Below are 21,275 nucleotides of genomic sequence, written 5' to 3'. Positions count from 1 at the left end.
CAGCAGGGTAGTTTAAAGACTTATGCTAGCAATAAATCTTTAGCTCCCTCCTGCCAACCTGCGCTCAAAAGAATTCGCTAAACCGCAATTATCCAACAGTAAAAAAGCGCTGTGATCAACTTCAGTTGTACGGTGTTGATGATTACTCACGATATTGATGAAGCACTGTTTTTGGCCGATCGACTGGTGATGATGACTAACGGCCCGTCGGCGACAATTGGCGAGGTTCTGGAGATTCCTTTTCCGCGTCCGGGCGATCGGCTTTAAATGATCGAAGATCCGGAATACTACAATTTGCGGAACTACGCCCTAGATTTCCTGTTCCGCCGCTTTGCACGCGATCGCGATGCCTAATCGGTTGGGAAATCAAAGTTAAAGAGGAGAACATGAGACATATCGAACAAGTTTAATTCTTGTGGGCAGTGGGGGTTAGGCATCCTGGCAGCCCAAGACGAGCTTGTTTGCAGAAGTCTATTGAAAAGTTGAAGCCCCAGTGTTCCCCGATGTCAGGGGAACAGCGCTGCGGGCGCAATTTTCCCGATCTGGTTGGGTAAACTGAAGCTTAATGGTAGGCGATAAGTTTTTTCGGACGTTCGGATCTTTTTCTGAGCTTTTACGTCTACCAGCGAAGAGACCCGATTGCCTAGCTGTCGGTAAGCTGGCATGAACAGAGCCCACCTTCGATCCGAGGGTGGGCTTCTTCTTCATGTTATTAACCGTTTTTGGGCGATCGGTGGTTTGTGCATTCCACCCTTTGAACTGGCACACTGCGGGAACGTTATTAGTGTTTGATGAATTAAGGTTTTTTTCAAGATAGCGGTTTTCAGTTGAGTGAAGTACAGATGCTCGGGTAGGGAAACCGCTGAGCCTAAGTCCGGCGCTGGGATCTGTGACTTTTAACAATTGGTATAAGACTGATGATTGTAGCAACACTTTTTTAAATTGGTATTACTCAGGTTTGCACGGAAAAATCCTCTGGGTCAATATCCCAATTTACCCAACCAATTGCTTCTTTAGCCAATTCTATATCAGGAGGAACTCGCAAAGCGTGAATGTGTCCCGTGCTCGGACAAGTCATTTTTAACAAATAAACTGGCTTTGCATTACCCTCGTTATCAAAATCATCGTCAAAATCGATGCTTAATAGAGTGTATTCCTGCCAACTATCTAATTCTGTCACCTCTAATTCTTGACAAATGCGATCGTAAGTAATTCCCTGAATTAATGCCCGCCGAACTTCCGCATTCTGTTCCTTCAACACCCACTTAGACTGCCACTGGTGCGGGTGCAGCCTGCCGTACCATTCGGGTAAAATCACGCCATGATAGGCGTAAATCGAAAAACCGTCGGTAAATTGTACGGCTGGTGTTCCTTCTGCGTGTAAGCGGTGGTTGTTGTCTGCAGAAAGTGCGATCGGCTTTTCGCAGACAATGCAAACTTTGTCATAGGGATAAATCCAGCCGCAATCCCGGACAATCGATTGAAAAATCATCCAATTTCTGCCGTAGGAATGAGGTAAATTTAGAACCGAAATGCAGAAATCTAATAAACTGCCATAACAAGCCCACAATTCTGGTTGAATGCAATTACTGAGTTGTTTTCCTAATGTTTGCCAGTTGATTTCTCCAGTCCACGGGTCGATCGATTGTTGCGGTGGTAATTGGCTGGCTATTTCACGGACTAAATGCTCGCGCTGCGGCTCCCACAATTGCGTTTGCAGTTGAGTATAAAGTCTTTGTTCCAGTTGAGTTGGCAGTTGGTTTTGCAGTTCGCTTTCTAGTTGGCCCCGCAGATAACTCCGCAGTTGTTTTTCTAGTTCTATCCGCAGTTTTGTCTCGAACTGGCTCCGCAGTTGGCTCCTGGGATTGTCAACTCGACTGAGGATTAGAGCGGCAGCTTCGTAGGGGCGATCGACAAAAATGATTGTCGGTGCTTTTTTGCCGATCGCACTGTAAGCCGATTTAATTGTTTCCGCAGCTTGCGAGCGATTTATCGGGCCAGTGGAAAGCGCGATCGCTCTCCACTTTTCGCGATAAACTGGAATCAAAGCTGCTTGTTCTGGCGTGAGTTTTTTAACCTTAGTCTGCGACATACCGCCAACCTTGGGGCTCATATTCCCGCTGAATTCGCACCATCCAATTACCTTCGGGAATTGCAATCGCATGGTGTTCTTCGTGGCTCAATAAAGCTGTCGGTGAAAGCACCCGCAAGTACAGAGTGCCGTCTTTTTCGTAAAGTTCAGCTTGTCCCTCAATAATCTGGTGAGAATGTCCGGTGACTTCACCTTCGGCGAGAGTTAGGTGAGATTTTTTTTCTCCTTGGATTTTCGGTACGGGGGTGAGAATTACGTCGCCTTGTCGGATGGGTTGCATAGGTTTTTTCTAAATTTTGTTTGCTGGTGTCGATCGATCGAGCTTTTCTACCGCAACTCTATACTACATTTGTAATACAGGGGTGTCAAGAGCCACAAACCAAATTCCATAACTCTTTGCTGCACTGACAGACGTTATCTTGGAGTGTGAAAGTGCGATCGCAAACAGAAATGCTATAAATACACGCGAGTTTCCAGTCGCCTGGGTGAGGGCGGGTTTATAGATATTGTCGATGTGAATGAAAGATTGTTGGTGAAACTCGCCCCTACAAATACTGTGGTTAATTTATGGAATCAATTATTATTTGATATATTTGGCATTGCAACCTATTAACCTCGTCTGTGTTGACAAGAGAACCCACAACTTTTTTGTATTGGCTGGATCTGACGAAGAGATTGAGGTTAAAATTTCTCTAAATGGGGAGTTTTTTTTATGAGCAAAGTAGATTATACTGCAATATTCGATACAGCATTGAAGCGTTATTTTATTAAAAATTGCCGGAACAAAGCTGCACGATCTGCCTAATTAGACAGGCGCAAAAAGCCTTCGCATTCAATCAGAACAACAGTGGAGCATTCTGATTTTAATCCTAATATTCAGGCAGCCATTCGCCAGCAACTGAAAGAATATAAAAGTGAGTATTGTATCCTAACAATATATTTATAAATCGGGGAGCGATCGCCCAAGCCACTTTTCCTCTAAACCGCAGAAATCCCGCGCCGAAACTCCTTAACTGCTTCAACCCTAGAAGCCATCAGCAAGCAGCGAGACAGCAGGTTGATGTCTAAACCGGGCAGAACTTCGCTTTGGTCAATTTTTTCATATCCGTGCGATCGCAAATGATACAGGCCAAATACTCCATCCTCCCAAAACCAAACTTCGGGTACTCCCAAGGCTTGGTAGCGATTCAACTTGCTCTCGTTGCCGCTAGTAAATACAACTTCGATCGAGAGGTCTGCAATGCCTCCGGATGCTCTGCCAATTAAGTAAGATTGGTCTGCTTGTGCGGATGCTTTTCCTTCTTTTTCCTGGGTAAAGCTTCCTGTGGGAGTAAAATCGATTTCTTTTTCTACAAAATACGTACCCAGCAACAGGGCGATGACACCGCTGAAGACTTCATGTTCTTGCGAAACTGCCAAGATTTCTACCTCACCTTTGAAATAAAAAAGTCGGATGCCGGGGGAGTCAGAAAACCCCTGCTCGATTAGCTTGAATTGTTGCCAATCAATCCCGGAGTGAATTAGGCGCTGGTCTTTTGGCTTGTCTAATGTTGCTGTCATGGCACGACCTCGTTTAACTATTTTATAGCAATTTGAATTCGCACAATTTTGCAAGCACATTGGTATGGTGCGTCACATCCAAAAAACCTGTTTAAATCGAAACTATCGATGTCTGACGCACCATACAAATTGATTGAACTATTATATTATCCTTGAAATGCGGCAACCGAAACCCGATCGCGCCCTGATTCTTTCGCCCGATAAAGCGACTCGTCGGCGATCGCAATTAGCGTCCCCGGCTGCGACATCGGCGCCGGAATGCAGCAAGCTACACCCAAACTCAGCGTTACGTATTCGCTGACAGCAGACTTAGCGTGAGCTATCTGCAAACCCCGCACCTGTTGTGCGATCATTTCAGCTACGCAAGCCGCACCTTGAATATCCGTATTCGGCAAAACTACTACAAATTCTTCTCCACCGTAACGCGCTACTAAATCGGCAGATCGTTTTACGGAACGCTGCAGAACCGCCGCCACTTGTCGCAAACATTCATCCCCCGCTTGGTGACCGTAAGTGTCGTTGTAAAGTTTGAAATAATCGATGTCGCACATAATCAAAGACAGCGGTGCTTCTTCCCTCGCCAAACGCCGCCATTCGGTATCGAGGTATTCATTAAAAGAGTGGCGGTTTCTTACCTCAGTCAAACTGTCGTAAGTTGCTAAATACTGCAAGGCTCGATTCACAGTTTCCAACTGCTGTTTCTGCTGCTGCAACTGACGGTTGAGAACCGCCAACTGCTGTTCGGCTGAGTGCGATCGCAACAAATTTCTCACCCTCGCCAGCAATTCCCTCTCGTCAAAAGGCTTTGCAATATAATCGTCAGCACCCGCATCCAAACTTTCGATCCGAGCTTCCATCCCCGATCGCGCTGTCAAAAAGATTACCGGAGTCGATTTCAATTCTGGCGTACTGCGAATCTCCTTGAGCAAATCCAGTCCGTTTTGTCTCGGCATGATTTGGTCGCTTACAATCAAATTTGGCTGCAAAGTTTTTGCTTTTTCTAAACCTTCAACCCCGTCACTCGCCACGGCGACTCTATAGTACGGAGTCAATAAAGTTTGGAGGTAAGCCAGCAGAAAATCGTTGTCTTCTACTACCAGCAACAGCGGTAATTCTCTGCTGTCTGGTGTTAATTCTTCGCCATTATTTTTGTCGTCAAAACTGTGATGTTCCGGCAGCGAGGCGTGGGGTGCGATCGCGCCGATATCTCCCGTACCCCACTCTCCGGAGCCGAATCCAGTCAGTCCTGCCAATTGGGCGATCGCGCTCACCAACTGGTTCGCTTCCACCGGCTTCGACAAATGCCTCTGAAACCCCGCCTCCAGCGCCGATGCCGAATCTTCTTCCTGGAGGCCTCCCGTCAGCGCCACGGCCGGCAGCAGTTCCCTGTGCTCGGACATTTCCATTGCTCTGATGCGGCGGATCAAATCGCAGCCGTCGGCTCCCGAAACCGTCATATCGCTCACCAACACGTCGGGCCGCGACTGTTGCAACTCGGCCATCGCTTCGCCGACGCTACCCACTGCTATTACCTTGGCTCCAAATGCTTCGAGGCCTGTTTTGAGAAATTGCCGGATCTCGGCGCTGCTTTCCACCACCAGGACTTGCTTTCCCGCTAGGGGTTTGGAAACCGATCCGGGTCTGCTTTCCATTTGGGCGATCGCAGCAGTGCGATCGTCGGGTGCATTTTTCTTGGCAATCGGTAGCAGCACCCCAAAGGTCGCCCCCTGACCGAGGCCGGGACTCGAAGCCCAAACACTTCCCCCGTGCAGTTCCACCAACTGCCGCACAATTGAGAGCCCCAGACCAAGCCGATGCTGTTCCTTGGTCTGGAAGCTCTCTGCGGGGCGGAAGTAGTCAAAGATGTGTGGCAGAAATTTGGGATCGATCCCGCAACCGCTGTCGCTGACGCGAATCAAGACGCCCGACGCAGTAGGCTCGGTCCGCACTTGAACTGGATTTGGTGCCGATTCATGGGTGAATTTGATGGCGTTGGTAAGGAGGTTCCAGACTACTTGCTGCAAGCGTTCTGCATCTGCCAAAACGTAGCTGACGGCGGGGTCAAAATGTGTTTCTACGCGGATGTTTTTGGCATCGGCGGCGGGGCGGAGGGTGCCGAGCGCAGATTCTATGATAGACGGGAGGTGAACTCGGCCGATGTTCAGGCACACTTTCCCCCGCAGCAGATGCGAGAGGTCGAGGAGATTGTCTATTTGCCGGTTTTGTAATTTGGCGTTGCGCTCGATGATTTCCAAAGCGCGGCTGGTGGTGGCTTCGTTTAAATTGCGCGATCGAGCTAGCTGCACCCATCCCAAAATCGCGCTCAGGGGCGATCGCAGTTCGTGGGACGCGATCGCCAGAAATTCGTCTTTTGCCCGGTTGGCTTCGGCTTGGGCTGCTTCAACGGCTTTGCGATCGGTGATGTCGAATCCGATCGCCAAATATTGACAGGGTTTTCCCTTGCAGCCCCACAGCGGAACTACTGCTGCGTACACCCAATAATCACTTCCATTCTTGGTTTTATTCTTAATGTCTCCTTGCCAAACTTCACCTTTGGCAACAGTTGACAGCAGATTTTTGATTAATTCCGAAGACTTATATTCCGAATGGAGGATGCCAAAGTGGCAGCCGATTAGTTCTACGCGCGAATAGTTGGACATGGAGCAAACTCGATCGCTGACGTAGTTGATAATTCCTCGCGCGTCAGTCCTCACCGCAAGTGCCGATCGGTTGATCGCTCCTTTAAAATCTAAACATTCTTGCAGCGACGAATCTAGTTCTTTTACCGTAGAAATTTTGCCTGGCCGATCGGGCGTGTCCGGTTGCTGACGATCGGGCTTATCCTTACTCCGTTGTTGGATTTCCATTGCTTCTATTTTCCCCTGACGGCTGACACCTAATCTACTCGCATCCTGATTCATTATCACTATTTTCTTTCCCGCGCCGGCGGGTGTAATATTTTGTATCTCTTCATCTTCCTGAAAAATTGGCAGGTACCACATCCACTCGGGAGTCACCTCAATTTTTGTTTATAGTTGGCTAAATTTTGTCAATCTGAGGACTGATTTTCTCATATCTAGCCGCTCATCGGCTGCTGGCTAATTCCCTTTTATATTTTACTATGGGGAATTAGTGAGAAATTTAGGGTGTGGAGCGCGCGCCTCAAGTTGCATTCTTGTTTTAAACTGGTATCACAAGCGTCAATTTTTGTCTCACAATTACTCCTCGGAGCTGGCACAAATTCTCCTCTTGCGCAGGCTTTCGGGTCTGTGGCATTTTGCCTCATATCCACTCAAGCCGATATATGTGCAGGGCGAGACAGTTCCCAAATCATTGGCGGGTTTGGGCGAACAAAGTCCGTACTTTGCGATCGTCGGCAACTTCTGTTAAATTAATTTCTTCTACATCTTGACAGGTCTGTATATTATTTGTATTATAAAATGTAATATGCCTTCAAAGGAGAGCACCCAAAGTGTATTGACGCACTATTGACGCACTCAACTATTAACATTTTGAGGAAAATCGTCTGTGAAGTTAGACGCTGTACGCGAGCAATTTGAAGAAAGAGCATTTAATTATGACGGCTTAATTCCTCGCCTCATTCCGCAGTATCGCGAGCAACACGAGCTAATATTGCAGTTACTCGCTTCTGAAACTAATGCTAACATAAAAGTTCTGGATTTAGGCGCGGGAACTGGCATACTGTCGGCTGTGATTTTGTCAGCATTTCCTCAGGCAAGAGTCCTCGCCTTTGACATGGCGGAAAATATGCTAAAAATTTGCCAAACTAACTTGTCCGCTTTCCGAGAAAGGCTGACCTTGCAGCAAGGAAACTTTGCCGAAGATGATTTCGGCAGCGGTTACGATTTGGTAGTTTCTGGGTTGGCAATCCACCACCTCGACAGCACAGGTAAACAACAGCTATTTCACAAACTTTTCCACTCCCTGAATCCAGGGGGAATCTTGCTAATTCGAGATATTGTCACAGGTGTTACTCCCCGGCTGACTGAGCAATACGAAAAGTTGTGGCGGCAGTACATGAAAGCTAACGGAGAAGACGATGCAGCCTGGTTCCAAAAATATTTAGAAGAAGATATTCCCTCCTCTGTGGAAGAGCAGACAAAGTGGCTGGCAGAAGCTGGTTTTGCAGACGCCGGATGTCACTGGCGCTATCTGAATTTTGCTATTTTTGGCGGAGTGATCCCAAGGTAGAAGGCCTTCGGTAGAATGCAGAGTTTTTGATAATTATCAAAAGATAAAGCTCGTGAAAGCTCGCACACCGAACACTTTTCCAATCCCGGACGCAGAACCTAATTATGTAGATGCTTAAGGGTCACCTTACCGCTATAATTCGCGCGTCAAACCATTTTTTGTGTCCTGGGCTGAGTTTCAACAAACCTGTAGGGGGGGGTTCACTCAAGCGTCATCTGGCAGTGCAGACAGATTCAATAAACCCGCCCTCACCCCACGATATAACCCGCTAGTGACATGGTAAAAAATGTGATTTAAAAGCTCAATAAATAAAGTAAAATTATGAACGATTCTCGATTAATAAAAATCAGCAGGTATCTCAGCAGGCACCTGCGCCACGCGCCCTCGCGCATCGGCATTCAACTCGCTCCAGGTGGCTGGGTTCCTGTTAGCGAACTCCTCGATGCGTGCCAAAAAAATAAGTTTCCAGTCCAGCTTGCAGAACTCAAAAAAGTAGTCGCGCAAAACGACAAGCAGCGCTTTTCATTCGACTCCACAGGCACTCTAATTCGTGCCAACCAAGGACACAGCGTAGAGGTTGACTTGCAGTTAGAGCCCGCGGTTCCGCCGGATATTTTATATCACGGAACAGGTAGCACTGCCGTCGAGTCTATTCTCAGTCAAGGAATTAGGAAAATGTCGCGGCATCATGTTCATTTGTCGGTAGATATCCCGACGGCGCGCCAAGTAGGTGGAAGACATGGCATCCCGGCTATCTTTACTGTAGATGCCGCAGCAATGCAACGCGACGGCCATACATTTTACTGCTCAGCTAACAAAGTTTGGCTAGTAGATTTTGTGCCACCCAATTATCTCAAAATAAGTTGATAAATTTCCGGTTTTTTGTATAAAATGTACAAAAAATGTTTTAACATAAGAGTAAGTAGGAGTTTTGCAAAATGAGTGCGGCAGATATGGGCGATCGCGAAAACAATTTCAATCAAAACAATCCTCAAAATCGAGGGTTGCTCGGCTCTGGATGGCGACCTTTTTACCGTCAATTTGATTGGGATCACCTGCTACACTTAGCGTCTAGCGACCCCTTAGAACTAGCTCAAAAAACTTTAGGTGCAGCTAGCGACATTGCCGATGCAATGGGACGACATCAATATACCTGGTGGGCAAATATTTTAAATGTATTCTCGGAAAATACTCGCTACGAAATTGATGAGTTTTGGGATTACATTACTCCGCAGCCAGTTTACCCGGATTACCGCTACAAAGACGTTTTAGTTACCGAAACGCCGGTGGTACAATTGGTCAGCCGCGCTAGCATTCCCATCGACTACGTTCTCAACAAACTCCAAGAAATTACTCTTTTCAAAGTTCTGGATTTGCTGGGAAAACCGGATGCGATCACCCAGTCTTTTATGGAGCGACATTTTTCTTATTCCCCGGAGCGATTTATTAGCTGGGAACGCTTGGAAGTTTTGGGTACTGTTTATGCTTATTGGGCGCGATTAGGCTGCTGGCTGCAAATTGACAGCTACGACAGGGGAAGACGCTGCTACACTCTGATTTCCCAAGATATTGCGCCGCTCGTTAGCAAGGCAACTTACAATTTAGCGGTGATTCTGGGCGGGTACAAAAGCCGCGTCGGACAGGTTCACAGCCAGTTCCCAATTCGGACGTTTTCTGCGGAGATTCAAAGTTTTACCGATACAGTTCAGCAAGCAATTCTGGATCAAAATCAGTTGGCTGTTTTGGTCAGTGGCGAACCGGGGACTGGCAAAACTGCTTGGACGCAAGCGGTAGCAAAGGAAATTTTAGTGCCGCTGGGTTATGTAATTTTTATCTTAGACCACGATGCTGTGGAAAATTTTGTCCCACCGAGTTATTTAGAGCGGATTTGTATTATTATCAATGAGGCTGATAATTTGGCTCAAGATCGATCGACCGCAGAGGGTCAACGCACTAACAAAACTGAACACATTTTGAGTTTGCTGGATGGAACTTTGTATCAAAGTGTCATCGACGATAACGGGATTCAATTTGGACAAAAGCTCGTAGTTTTGATGACTTGCAACACTACTGAAAGATTAGATCCTGCAATGTTACGCAAAGGGAGAGTGGATTTTACCAGTGAATTTACGCACAAATTTGTTTGAGCGGTCTCTTAAATTCTCAAGCTATCTGGGCGATCGCACTGGCTACACGATCTTATACCATGTTCGATTTTCGATTTTCAATTAAAGAATGGGGAATGACTGATGAAGCTCAATGTTTTGATCGCGGGCCTACAGTTGCATTCTTTTGGGAACTTGTATAAAATACCGAACAATCAACAGGAAATCTTCTCAATCTCCAAGTTTAGGCAAAAATTTCTTGAGTACCTATAGACTATTGGTGTCAACTATCGCCTAAAACCCTTTGTCTGTCTCGTTTTTACCGAGTCTCGTTCCCCTCTTGCGCCCCCGAATAGTCGGGGGACGCAACAGAGAACTCCAGTCTCCTCCGAGTATTCGGGGGCGCCCCGCCGATCTGTGCCTAATCGTCAAACAGCACTCGGGCACTAGATTTGGTGTTAAGTTGACAGTAATGCCTATAGACATATCCCCATCAAAAATGATATCACTGATGGGTGATACCCTCTAAGGGTATCGTCCGAGAGAGCCAATCAGGGGAACACAGCATTTTTGGTCTCAAACAGAATTTTTCAAACTAGACAGCTATGGAGGAAATCCCAAACCGTGCAAACTAAGCCAGTTCAGCAAAAAAGTCAGGGACTGGGAAAGTACGCCGACGGGACTGTCCCGCTCGCCCAACAACCCCTAGAGGCAGCCGTGTCCGAGAGTAAAGACAGATTTCGGCGGTTTGTTGAGCGCTCCGCCGACGCCGTGGCAATGGTAGATTGTGAAATGCGCTATCTGTCGGTTTCTCGTCGCTGGGAAACAGATTGCGGGATTGGCCGCGGGGAGGCGATCGGCCGGTCTCATTGGGAACTGTTCCCGAATCTCCCGGAATATTGGGAGCAAAATGCCCAGGCTTGTTTGACCGGAGTTTTGAAATACAGCGAGTTTGTGACAGGGCGATCGATCGCATCTGTCTCAGGAAAAATCGCAGGCGGTTCTTTCAGCGCGTCGGTAAAATGGATATTTCAGCCTTGGAAAAATAACGAAGGTGCGATCGGCGGTTTGATCCTGTTGACCTCTGAGATAGCTGAGGATATGGCTCAAACACATTGCTATAATAAATTTCAGTCCGAGGCCAAAAGCAAGCAGTTAGAAACAATACCGCAACTAACTCAAATTGCCCTCAAAAATGCTGCTGATACCATCTTTTTTACTACTTCCGACGGTCAAATTTGCTATGCGAACAAAGCTGCTTGCCATCTTTTCGGCTACTCGGAATCGGAACTGCTTAACCTGAGGGTGAGCGACATCGATTCGCAGTTGTCAGCATCGGATTGGCCCGAACACTGGGCTCAACTCAAGCAGGAAAGCAACCTCACTTTTGAAACCAGTTATAAAACCAAAGAGGGCGTCAGTTTTCCCGTCGAAGTTAAAGTCAATTATTTAGAATACGGCGGCTGCGAATACCGCTGCGCGATCGCCCGCGACATTTCCGCTCGCCAAGTAGCAGAATCAGGGCTTGTAGAGGCGAAAGAGCAACTTCAAGCTGTTTTGGACGCCGTGCCGGGATTAGTTTCGTGGGTAAGTTCCGATTTGCGCTACTTGGGAGTAAACCGACATTTAGCTAGCGCTTACAAAATGCCTGCCGAACTATTTACCGGTCAAAAAGTAGGTTTTTTAGAGACAAGTCCCAAATTTAACGATTTAGTATACGATTTCTTTGCCAACCCTGAAAAGAAGACATCTCAAGAAGTAACAGCGAGCATTCGAGGAGAAAATAAAACTTATTTAATTGTCGCTCAAAAATACCATAACAGTGCGGCTGCGGTATTTGTGGGAGTAGATGTTACAGCAAGCAAACAGTCTCTTTTGGCTTTGCAAGAATCAGAAGAACGCCTGCGGCAGCAAGCGGCGAAATTAGAGCAGACGCTGTTAATTTTGCAGCGAACTCAAACTCAACTAATTCAAACAGAAAAAATGTCTTCTCTGGGGCAGTTAGTAGCAGGAATAGCCCACGAAATTAACAATCCAGTTAGTTTTATTTCCGGCAATGTCAGCCACGCCACGGGCTACATTCAAGAACTGCTGCGATCGATCGACCTTTACCAAAAGTATTATCCCCATCCCGTGCCGGAAATTCAATATCTGATCGAGGAATTAGACTTAGAATTTATCAAAAAAGACTTGCCAAAATTGTTAAATTCAATGAAAGTCGGTTCCGAAAGGATTCGCGATGTCGTGCGATCGCTCCGCTTGTTCTCGCGTACCGACGAAGCCCAAATGAAGCCGGCAGATATCCACGAAGGTTTGGACAGCACTTTGCTGATATTGCAAAATCGCCTGCAAGCTAAAGGGGGACGCCCGGGGATATCTCTAGTTAAAGAATACGGGGATTTGCCGCGAGTCCGCTGCTATGCGGGACACTTAAACCAAGTGTTCATGCACTTGTTGACAAATGCGATCGACGCTTTGGAAGAAGGGGGGAGAAATTCCGAAAAGCATGGTAAAATGCCAAATAAATCTTTCTTGTCTTCGGCCAGGTCGGGAGCTGAAATATTCAATCCCGAAATTCGGATTCGGACCTCCGTGGTAGGGGAAAGCGAAGTTGCGATCGCGATTAGCGACAACGGCCCTGGCATGACTGAAGAAGTCCTCGGCTGCATCTTTGACCCTTTATTTACCACTAAATGTCCGGAAACTAGCACAGGTTTGGGTCTAGCAATATCCCAGCATTTAGTAGTAGAAAAGCACGGCGGTAAGTTGCACTGTGTTTCGCGTCCGGGACAGGGAACTGAGTTGATAATTAAAATTGCGATCGGCAACGATTAATTGACTTCACCCAAAGCTGGAGACAAGCTCCCGCCCAAAGTCGCCCAGAGCAAAAAAGTTGAGATTTTAGTTTAACAGTCTTGGAGGCAGAACTTCTCTATGTAGGGTGCTCTTCGGCGCACCTTACCGCTATAATTCGCGCGTCCAACATTTTTTTAGTAACGCCTGTTTAAGCGCCCAGAGTGCGGCTTTAGAGTCAATGCTAAAATCTAAAACATAAAATCTAAAATCTAAAATCGAGTGATTAAAAATGGGAAAATAATATGATAATTGAGTGGCTGAGATTTAAAGTACCTCCCGAAAAGTGGGAGGCGTTTATTCGGCGAGATGAAGAAGTTTGGACGGCCGGACTAAGAAATTTCCCAGGTTATTTGGGCAAAGAAATTTGGGTGGATCCGGTGGAAAATGAGGTGGTGGTGTTGATTCGCTGGGAAACGAGGGATCAGTGGAAGTCGGTTCCGCAAAGCACAATAGATGAGTTGGATGGCCAAATGGGCGATTTGCAAATTGCGATCGCCGAAAGTCGCGAATATCAAGTTCGCAAGTTTTTGCATTAGTTAGTCAGCAGTGATTAGTTAGGAGTTAGGAATCAAGCGTCTAATCTTCGATCGAGAGTCCGGGAACTTGACAAAAGTCTCGTTGGTTGCGAGTGATAACGATAGCACCGACGGATAAGGCAATGGCTGCAATCCGCATATCTTAAGGTAGCTTGAATTTGTGCGATCGCCGCTTAAGAGTGTTTCTGCTTTCACTTAACAGTCGGGAAACTCTCTGACAGAGGCCGCAACTTCCCCGGATGTGAGTGATTCTAGCAGCAGCGTCACTTTGAGGTTGCTCAAGGGAGCGGACTGCGGTAACTCTAGGTTGATAGTGTTAATTTTTGAAAGACTAATCCTGGGTTTACTTTTATTGTACCGCAGACATCGATTTGGTATTTTGTGTGAAACGCGATCGCAATTCGTAGAATCATCGCAGTGTTTGGTATTTTGTGTGAGGGGCGATGGATCGTCTTTTATGCGTGAATGGCGATCGCTCTGGGTACAATCATCGCAGTGGAAGGGTGGCTATTGATAAGATTGTGATGAGAAAAAGAGATGGGATTTTGGCGTTGCTGAATACAGGTAGGAATTCAGATTTCCCAATTGCTATAAGCCCGCTTGAGGATGAGTTTTGTAACATCAAGCGAAAAGTTGATTAATACCGTGAATCAGCAACGCCATATTCTTTAAGTAATGGTAAGACTTGTTGCAGAGCGAGGGTTTGTTCAAGTAAATTACTGTTTCCTAATTTGGGTAACAAACACTCTTTTCAACGGGATAGCTCTTTTTTGCCAGATCGGGGCGAGCGTGAACAGATTGATGCACCCCCATTGACTGCGGTCAATCGCGATCGATAACCTTTGTCCGACTGAGCAATAAGTTGTTAACCAATAAGCGATCAAAGGGAACAAAAGAGCGTGCGATCGTTAATTGAGGTAAATCGAGAAATCTTATTCTGTTTGCGACGACGGCTTTGAACCCTAATTGGATAGGGAAATACCCGTGCGAGTCTCTCTAATCTCACCTGTTTTTCTGATTGTATCAAGTCAATCAAGATTTTGACTAGAATAAACTGGGCGTGCGTCAGTTATTTTTGTAAGTGGGTCTGGTAGAATGTTGGTAACATTTTTTTTGGATAAAAAGCGCGTGTAACAATTCGGCTGCCTATCTTTTTTTACCACAACTGGGTGCAATCTTTACCCGATCGGGGTTTTGGGCGGGCTGTCACCCCCCCAGGAACATTCGGTAACTATTTTATCATCTTCCTCTGCTGTTGAACAAAGAATTTCAATGGCGTCGGGCAATTGTATTCGCCAACTCAGAGAGTTACCAGCTATGATGTGCCGATACGGAACAATGGCGTCATGAATAGTGCGGTAAGCCCAGTTCGCAAACAGGATTGCTTCTTTCTTCTTTGTTGACTTCATCCGAGTGGAACATTGAAATCGATAATTCTGTTGGCAACGCAAGTAGCTATCGCGATCCATTCTCCTTGGAAAAGTGCAACATCAATTTATTGATTTACCAGTTCTTTCCAAAGTCTGCTTATAGCTTTCGAGGTATGTTATAAATTCCAGATGAAGGGTATCTATACCCTCTTTTTCCAGTAGTGATAAGATGGCTAAATTCAATTCTTGACAGGCGTCAAAGTATAAATCCAGATTGTTATTAAAAGCTCGAATATTTATAATGCGAGCATTCTGTTCAAGTCTGTCTAGCCAAACAAAACATTGGTCATGTAAGGAATCGATAGAGGTAGGTAGATTCTGAATTTTCTTACAAATTATAGCAGTTTTTTCGGCAGAAATACTGTCAATATTGAGAGTTAAATTAATGCCAAATGATTGTTCAGAGCCAGGATTTTGCGACCAATTTTCGACAATTCCAGTAATCATTTTGGAATTGGGTATCTTTTTTATAGAATCCCATTTTGCTAGGCTAAGTTTTGTAGTTCTGATGCCAATTTCTAAAACTTGAACGCTACCATCAATTCCCTCCACAATCACCCAGTCACCAGGTCGATATAGATTATCTGTATAAATAATGATCGTACAGAACCAGTCATAGATAATGTCCTTAAGCAATAAACCGAACGTGATTCCTGCTCCACCTAATAGACCAATGAGCGCACTTGCAGATGCTCCTAACAACAACTCACTCGCCTTTAACACTACAACAGCGAGTGCCACCGTCTGAAACAGACGAGGCACGTAGGGTACGAGCAAGTCGTCTAGTTCGGTTTTGGTGTTCAGCGTCAGTTTTCTCAGTATCTCTCCTAACAGTGGAGAGGCGCGGTAAACAATATATGCAACGGCAACAATAGCGCTCAGACTGAGAATCTTAGCTAGCATCTCGCTCACTTGAGGCTTTAGATTCTCTGCCAAAATCACCTGCACTATCCAAAGTCCAGCGATAAAAATTAGCCATCCTGATGGTTGCTCTATAATCTCGACTAACTCATCATCCAGTGTGGTCTCCGTTCCGCTAGTAAGAAGCTTGATTTTCTTGAGGATAATCGAAAAGAACAATCCTCTCAACAGTTGTGTGAGCGTGATGATAGTGAGGACGAGAACTATTTTAGTCAGCGGTATTTGTGCAACAGTTATGTTTGAATCAATTAGCGTTTCCTTGATTTGTTTCCAAATGATTTCCATCTAACTAAAAACCTCCATTACTTAAACAAAGAATAAATATTTTTTGACTTTTAACTTCCAAAAGGGGTAACTTTTTCGGCTCCTTGACTAGACTTTGCCAGGTATATGCCTGCCAAAACTACAGAAAAAGCCAACCAGTTCAAAGGGCTTAACTGTTCCGAAAAGATTATCCAAGCAAGTATGGCAGTAATCACGGGATCTAGCAACAAGAACACGGCAACGAACCCAGAAGAAAATCCTTTGAGGTTATAAGCCTGAAGGCTTTGACCCAAAACTTGGCAGATTAATGCTTGGGCAATTATTGTTAACCACCCAGCCCAGGAATAGGGAAAAAGTACATCTTCCGTTAGCAGAACGATGGGGAAAGTTAACAATGCCCCCAAGAAGGAACACCACAGGAGTATGGTTGTTGCTGAAAACTTGGCTCGAAGTTTTTCTACAGTCAGCAGATTGGCAGCAGAAAAGATGGCAGATAGCATGGCAAGCGAGTCACCTGTAAAGTTATCACTAGCTACCTGCAAATCGCCAAGTCCAATTAAGATTGATCCGCTGATGGCGACTACCATGCCAATGAGGAATCTGCCATCAAAAGATTGACTGAGAAACAGCCATCCTATCACCGTGGTGAAAAGCGGGGTTACGTTATGTAATAGATTAGAGTTTGCCACACTGGTCTGAGTTAGAGACCAAGCCCAAGTGATTAAGGTGCTTGAGAAAAAAACACTCATTGCCAGCAACAAGACTAGATCGCTGCTGGTGTAATGTTGCTTTTGGAGGAAGGAGTCGTGGGAGTGTCTTTCGCTCAATGTCTTGAACAGATTCCCTAATCCTAAGATCACAGTAGCTACCCAGAAGCGATTGAATATTGTCGCAACCGGACCCAGTTCCCGTTCGCTCAATCTGATGAAGATGGCGGCAAAGGATAAGGCAAGGATTGCGAGAAATAACGAAATTAGTCGGATACTCCCTTGGAGTCCCTGCCCGATCGCACTTGGTGTCTGCTCTATCTGTTGCGGTGATGGTTTCAGTTCAATTGTCATCTTCACTTCTCAAAGTAGTACCTGCGCCACCATTGGAGTGGCGCAAGCTAACAGCATTACTCTTGCATTCCGGCATACAGGAGTCGGATAAATAAGCGGACACCATCATCTTTTTTCAGGGTTGAATAGGAGGGAGCTTCACTGTTACCAATCGCACGCAAATCTGACAGTAGTTCGGGATGGAATTGGCAAGTAAACGAGCGTCTAATTTTCTTGGTTTCAAAGTCTTTGTCGTTAATGCAGGTTGCTGAACATTCGGTAACTATTTCACCATCTTCTTCTGCTGTTGAACAAAGAATTTCAATGGAATCCGGCAATTGTATTAGCCAACTCAGAGAGCTACCAGCGATGATGTGGCGATAAGGAACAATGGCGTCATGAATGCTGCGGTAAGCCCAGTTCGCAAACAATATTGCTTCTTCGTTGACTTCATCCGAATGAAACATCGAAATTATTGATACTCTGGCCTCATATTGAATTGTTGTGTCAATCACGCCTTCATGGCTGTCGGCAGTGACATCATGGGCATGAATGAGTTCCCAAGGAATACCCAAGGCATCGCCGTCGGGAGACTGATAAGGCAACAACACACGATCGCCTACTTCTTTTAATTCATTGCGCGTCACGGCAAAATGCTGGTCATTCCAGCCATTCGCAACAACTCGTCCATCACGCTTTTTGACTTCGAGTGTCTTGCCCATTGCTTCGATGCGCTGGCAGACTTCTTGCAACGATCTCAGAGCCATGCCTGAGCGATCGCGATCCAGAGATATCGTGCCCAAAACTTCTTTGACTGCACGACGGATCAGCCGTATATGACATTCAGCAGCTAACTGGTGTCCCACACAAATAAAGATGGCAGCAGCACTGGTGGGCGATCGCGATATCAATAGTTTTTCCACTAATGCAAACATATCCTCTCGCGGACACGCCGGACTTGTCCAGGTGGAGGCATCGTATGTTGATGGATCGCCGCCTTTGACTACCACTGCATAACCAGAGTTAATTGCCGGAACAACTATTTCTGGATCGAGGACTCCTGTTGACCAAACAGGTAGTAATACTGAGTCCATATCGGCGACTTTCTGAGCAATATAGGCGACATTTTTGGAAGCCCGAACATCTTCGCCCTTAGCGTTAAGGCCTACGTGTTCCCAAGGTTCGATAATAGTAATACAGTTGCGTAACAAATTGGGATGCAACAGTAGAAACTCCAAGTCGGGCCGTGAATTAATCACTTTTTCTAAAGGCTTGGCGTGTCCCCACTCAAAAATGCCGTCGTTGGCAAATAGTTCTTTTTCCAAAAGCGGATATTCAGAATTTCTATCGGCTAAGAAACGACCTAACAAAATATGTGCCGATTCAAAATCAGATCTGCCTTCATGCAAGTAGCCAGGAGTTAGTCGCCAGTGGGCTGTGGTGGTTGTATATTGTTGAACTTTGATAGATTCTATGCTCATAACTTATAGCGGTTCTCAAAAAAGTGAGGTATGCCCTATGCCCTATGCCCTATGACCTATGCCGGATAGTACCTCATCTTTCTGAGAAAGGCTATATCTCCTTCTGTTGTTAGAAAACTTAAGCTTGTACTCACAGGAACTGCACAAAGTCTCTATACTCAACAAGCTATTTTCTAAATTAGGAAATAATTTAGATTAACTTTATATACCCTCTCTCAGACCAAAGTTCATCGATCCGTATTCTTGCAACTATTTTACATTGTAGATCGATCGCGCCATCAAGTTTCATCCTCAGCTAAAGTAATCAGTCCATCATCTAAACTGAGATTTAACTGCTTATCCAAACTCGGTATTAAATCAATACCAAAGTTTTGATTTTTATCCTGGGCTATGGCACTAATTCTTACGCCTATACACAATTCATCACGGTTTTGTGCAGCTAATACACAATCAGCGAAAGTCAGCTTGCTAATCTGTTCTGGGGGAAAGTAAAGCGATATGGGCTTGACATACAGTTCGCTACCTTCCGGTGAGAACAAATCACGATATATTGACATTATATCAGGCTCTTGGGATACCTGGGCTAAAATTTTTGACACAAATTGATCGGTGAGGAGAAAGTCTTTTACACCTGCTTTGATTACAAGGTCAGTGTCTTGGGAGTCAATTATTTCTGCAATCAATTCTGTAGTTACTTGGTTTCCTGTTTCCTTTGTATATTCTCTGAAAATTTGCCGCATTTCTAACAAAACGGTGAGGGTTTTAGCATCTATTTCCTCGGCGTTTTCACCTCGACCTGCCAAAATTGAGATACTGTTAAATTCATAAGGTTTTAAAGTTTCCAACTGCTCAATAGATTCCAAATTTACCTGGATAATATTCATCTTGATATCTGGGTATTCTTTGGCAATATTGTCAAATTCTGCTTGCACCTCCTTGGTTAAATCTTGTGTTACCAAGTTAACCTGTGAACCTGCCACCAAGTATTTAGCATATTCTTTAATAGTAATTGGGGTTTTATTGTTCCAACCAATAACAAGGTGTTTTTCAGGTTTTCGCTCTAAAGATTTTCTACGGTAAGCATAACCTTTAACTAATGGTTGCACTACAGGTTGGGGAGAAAACCGGATAGTTGAGTCATCTTCTGCCAGAATTATAATTTCATCTGAGTCAGCTAGCTTGTAATTTGTGCTGGCTTTTATTGTCAAGGTGCCATCTGGATGGCGCACACCTATTGGTATGCCAGTTGAGAAATGAAATGGTAATTCGCCGAAAGTTACACTCGACCAGCCTTGTTCGGGGCGATAGAAATAGAATTCGTTTCCTTCAAAACCCACTAAGTTTAAATATACTGCTGCTAGCCCTACACTCCGCGATGTTTGAACTAAAATTCGAGCTAAAATATCCGCCTCATTCAGAGTAATTATGGCTCCAGGAGCAATGTTTTCAGCGAGGCGACGATATTGTTCTAAGTGTAATTCTACGACAATTACTGGCAAGGAGTCTTCCTGATTAGCTGCGAGCACTGCCAAAATAGCTTTGACTACCCGTGAATCAGATAAAGTTTTAAACTCTTCGGAATCTGAGGCTTTGGCATCATTCAAAATAATCACTGATTTAGCAACTTTGATTCCCACCTTATCTAGATCGCTTAAATTTGTGATTGAGCCATTGCGAGTCACCAATCGTGTCTTTTGGGTTTTGCCTACATTATCCCGGAGAAAATCATCCATTTCCTCCTTTTGTTTTTGAGATAAAAAAACAATTACTGCGTCATCTTCCGATTCATTAGCAACTACTAACTCTTGAATAATGTCTACAATTCTATCTGTAAATCCCAAAATTAAAGTATGGTTTTCTTCTACTACTATACTTTTTCCTTTACGCAGGGACTGAAGTTTTGATTCAAATTCTTGAGTGATGAAAGCAACTAGACTAGAGAATAGTACCAAGCCGATAAAAATTGTGAATACACCCACAACCTTAGTTGCAAAATTGGCATTATCTCCTGTGTCTCTTAGACCTATTAGCTGAACAAATACGTCCCAAGGAAAATCGGAGGTACCTTCTATACCTTGATTGGGAAACCACCATTCTGCCAGGTAACGTGCCATTGTCATCAAAACAAAAGCACCAAAAAATGCTAACAGTAATGCCAGAAAGACTGAAAACCCTCCCTTCGACATAAAGTTGTCGAACTTATACTCTAGGCGCTTTTGCCGAGAAACTTGATTTTGAGAGATTTTTTTCATTGTGCTTGTCAAATTTATCACTTATCCTTTGTTGATTTATCAGCTTATGTTTTGAGTTTATGTTCGTCGAATTTTACCATACTTATAAAAATTAAGTAATTAAGATATGGCTGAGTCTGGGAACGAGAAACGAGAAAATGCAAGCAGTCAGGCGTCTGATATCACATCCGGTTAATCAGCCACACCATGAAGTGGGCAGGGGATATGGGGCATGGGGCCTGAGGTATCAGGGAAGTGAGTGCAATTAGCCGGATTTGATATGACCCCTGATTCGCTAACATCATCTTACAAGGGAAGGGGAGTGTTGAGAATGCGGCCAAAGGTCAATTTAAATTCATATTTTGCACGAATCTCAAGAACAGGCTTTCGGGCCTGTTCCACAAAAGATGAATTTTCTTGTGGGGAGTAGGGTTTGGGCTTTTCTAGCCCGCCCTTGAAAGGCTGATTGACAAGGGAGTATGTCACTTTTGTAGTGAGTAATTATACTCAGGCAGCTTGTCTCTGATTTCCAATTAACCCGTTCAAG

15 protein-coding genes and 1 pseudogene are annotated in these 21,275 nt (G+C 45.1%); 7 read left to right on the top strand and 9 right to left on the bottom strand.

Features of this window, described 5'->3' with window-relative positions:
* Positions 1-126: 126 nt before the first annotated feature.
* Positions 127-354 (top strand): annotated as a pseudogene (locus QUA78_RS26635) (ABC transporter ATP-binding protein); the annotation flags it as partial.
* Between the two features lie 598 nt (positions 355-952).
* Here the strand turns inward: QUA78_RS26635 and QUA78_RS26630 are convergent.
* Together QUA78_RS26630 and QUA78_RS26625 are read right to left on the bottom strand one after the other, a co-directional pair.
* Positions 953-2,092: a DUF6745 domain-containing protein gene (locus tag QUA78_RS26630; protein WP_333303345.1), complete on the bottom strand. Its 1,140-nt coding sequence runs from the start codon at positions 2,090-2,092 to the stop codon at positions 953-955.
* Positions 2,079-2,372, bottom strand: a complete 294-nt coding sequence (locus QUA78_RS26625; RefSeq protein WP_333199453.1) for a hypothetical protein — start codon at positions 2,370-2,372, stop codon at positions 2,079-2,081. Before QUA78_RS26625 ends, QUA78_RS26630 begins: the two co-directional genes overlap by 14 nt.
* Before the next feature lie 304 nt (positions 2,373-2,676).
* Here QUA78_RS26625 and QUA78_RS32980 point away from each other — a divergent pair, with 304 nt between their 5' ends.
* Positions 2,677-2,808 (top strand): DUF6888 family protein, encoded by a 132-nt coding sequence (locus QUA78_RS32980; RefSeq protein ID WP_445302376.1) that lies wholly within the window; start codon positions 2,677-2,679, stop codon positions 2,806-2,808.
* A gap of 262 nt (positions 2,809-3,070) precedes the next feature.
* Here the strand turns inward: QUA78_RS32980 and QUA78_RS26620 are convergent, their stop codons facing one another.
* Positions 3,071-3,652 carry a Uma2 family endonuclease gene (locus QUA78_RS26620; RefSeq protein ID WP_333303344.1) on the bottom strand — a complete coding sequence of 194 codons (582 nt, stop codon included), beginning with the start codon at positions 3,650-3,652 and terminating at the stop codon, positions 3,071-3,073.
* 146 nt (positions 3,653-3,798) lie between these two features.
* Positions 3,799-6,669: a diguanylate cyclase gene (locus QUA78_RS26615; protein WP_333303343.1), complete on the bottom strand. Its 2,871-nt coding sequence runs from the start codon at positions 6,667-6,669 to the stop codon at positions 3,799-3,801.
* Positions 6,670-7,180: 511 nt separating this feature from the next.
* On the opposite strand from QUA78_RS26615, the gene QUA78_RS26610 reads away from it, so the two are divergent.
* From QUA78_RS26610 to QUA78_RS26590, 5 genes are all read left to right on the top strand, one after another.
* A complete protein-coding gene (locus tag QUA78_RS26610) occupies positions 7,181-7,864 on the top strand; it encodes a methyltransferase domain-containing protein (protein ID WP_333303342.1) in 684 nt (227 codons plus the stop codon).
* Positions 7,865-8,185: 321 nt separating this feature from the next.
* On the top strand, positions 8,186-8,731 hold the full coding sequence (locus QUA78_RS26605; protein ID WP_333303341.1) for an RNA 2'-phosphotransferase: 546 nt from the start codon (positions 8,186-8,188) through the stop codon (positions 8,729-8,731).
* A gap of 71 nt (positions 8,732-8,802) precedes the next feature.
* Positions 8,803-10,011 carry an AAA family ATPase gene (locus tag QUA78_RS26600; RefSeq protein ID WP_333303340.1) on the top strand — a complete coding sequence of 403 codons (1,209 nt, stop codon included), beginning with the start codon at positions 8,803-8,805 and terminating at the stop codon, positions 10,009-10,011.
* A 582-nt stretch (positions 10,012-10,593) separates the two neighbouring features.
* Positions 10,594-12,804: a PAS domain S-box protein gene (locus tag QUA78_RS26595; RefSeq protein WP_333303339.1), complete on the top strand. Its 2,211-nt coding sequence runs from the start codon at positions 10,594-10,596 to the stop codon at positions 12,802-12,804.
* 263 nt (positions 12,805-13,067) lie between these two features.
* A complete protein-coding gene (locus QUA78_RS26590; RefSeq protein ID WP_333303338.1) occupies positions 13,068-13,361 on the top strand; it encodes a TIGR03792 family protein in 294 nt (97 codons plus the stop codon).
* 1,178 nt (positions 13,362-14,539) lie between these two features.
* On the opposite strand, the gene QUA78_RS26585 is transcribed toward QUA78_RS26590, so the two are convergent.
* From QUA78_RS26585 to QUA78_RS26565, 5 genes are all read right to left on the bottom strand, one after another.
* Positions 14,540-14,770 (bottom strand): hypothetical protein, encoded by a 231-nt coding sequence (locus QUA78_RS26585; RefSeq protein ID WP_333303337.1) that lies wholly within the window; start codon positions 14,768-14,770, stop codon positions 14,540-14,542.
* 81 nt (positions 14,771-14,851) lie between these two features.
* Positions 14,852-15,997 (bottom strand): mechanosensitive ion channel domain-containing protein, encoded by a 1,146-nt coding sequence (locus QUA78_RS26580; RefSeq protein WP_333303336.1) that lies wholly within the window; start codon positions 15,995-15,997, stop codon positions 14,852-14,854.
* Between the two features lie 50 nt (positions 15,998-16,047).
* The gene (locus tag QUA78_RS26575; RefSeq protein ID WP_333303335.1) at positions 16,048-17,037 is read right to left on the bottom strand and encodes a DMT family transporter; all 990 of its coding nucleotides are present in this window, start codon (positions 17,035-17,037) and stop codon (positions 16,048-16,050) included.
* 56 nt (positions 17,038-17,093) lie between these two features.
* The gene (locus tag QUA78_RS26570) at positions 17,094-18,497 is read right to left on the bottom strand and encodes a hypothetical protein (protein WP_333303334.1); all 1,404 of its coding nucleotides are present in this window, start codon (positions 18,495-18,497) and stop codon (positions 17,094-17,096) included.
* A gap of 278 nt (positions 18,498-18,775) precedes the next feature.
* Positions 18,776-20,749: a CASTOR/POLLUX-related putative ion channel gene (locus QUA78_RS26565; protein ID WP_333303333.1), complete on the bottom strand. Its 1,974-nt coding sequence runs from the start codon at positions 20,747-20,749 to the stop codon at positions 18,776-18,778.
* Between the last annotated feature and the right edge of the window lie 526 nt (positions 20,750-21,275).

The sequence above is a fragment of the Microcoleus sp. K4-B3 genome, assembly GCF_036704615.1.
Lineage (GTDB): Bacteria > Cyanobacteriota > Cyanobacteriia > Cyanobacteriales > Microcoleaceae > Microcoleus.
The sequence above is the reverse complement of the archived record's forward strand: the minus strand, read 5'-3'. Positions and strand labels throughout refer to the sequence as shown.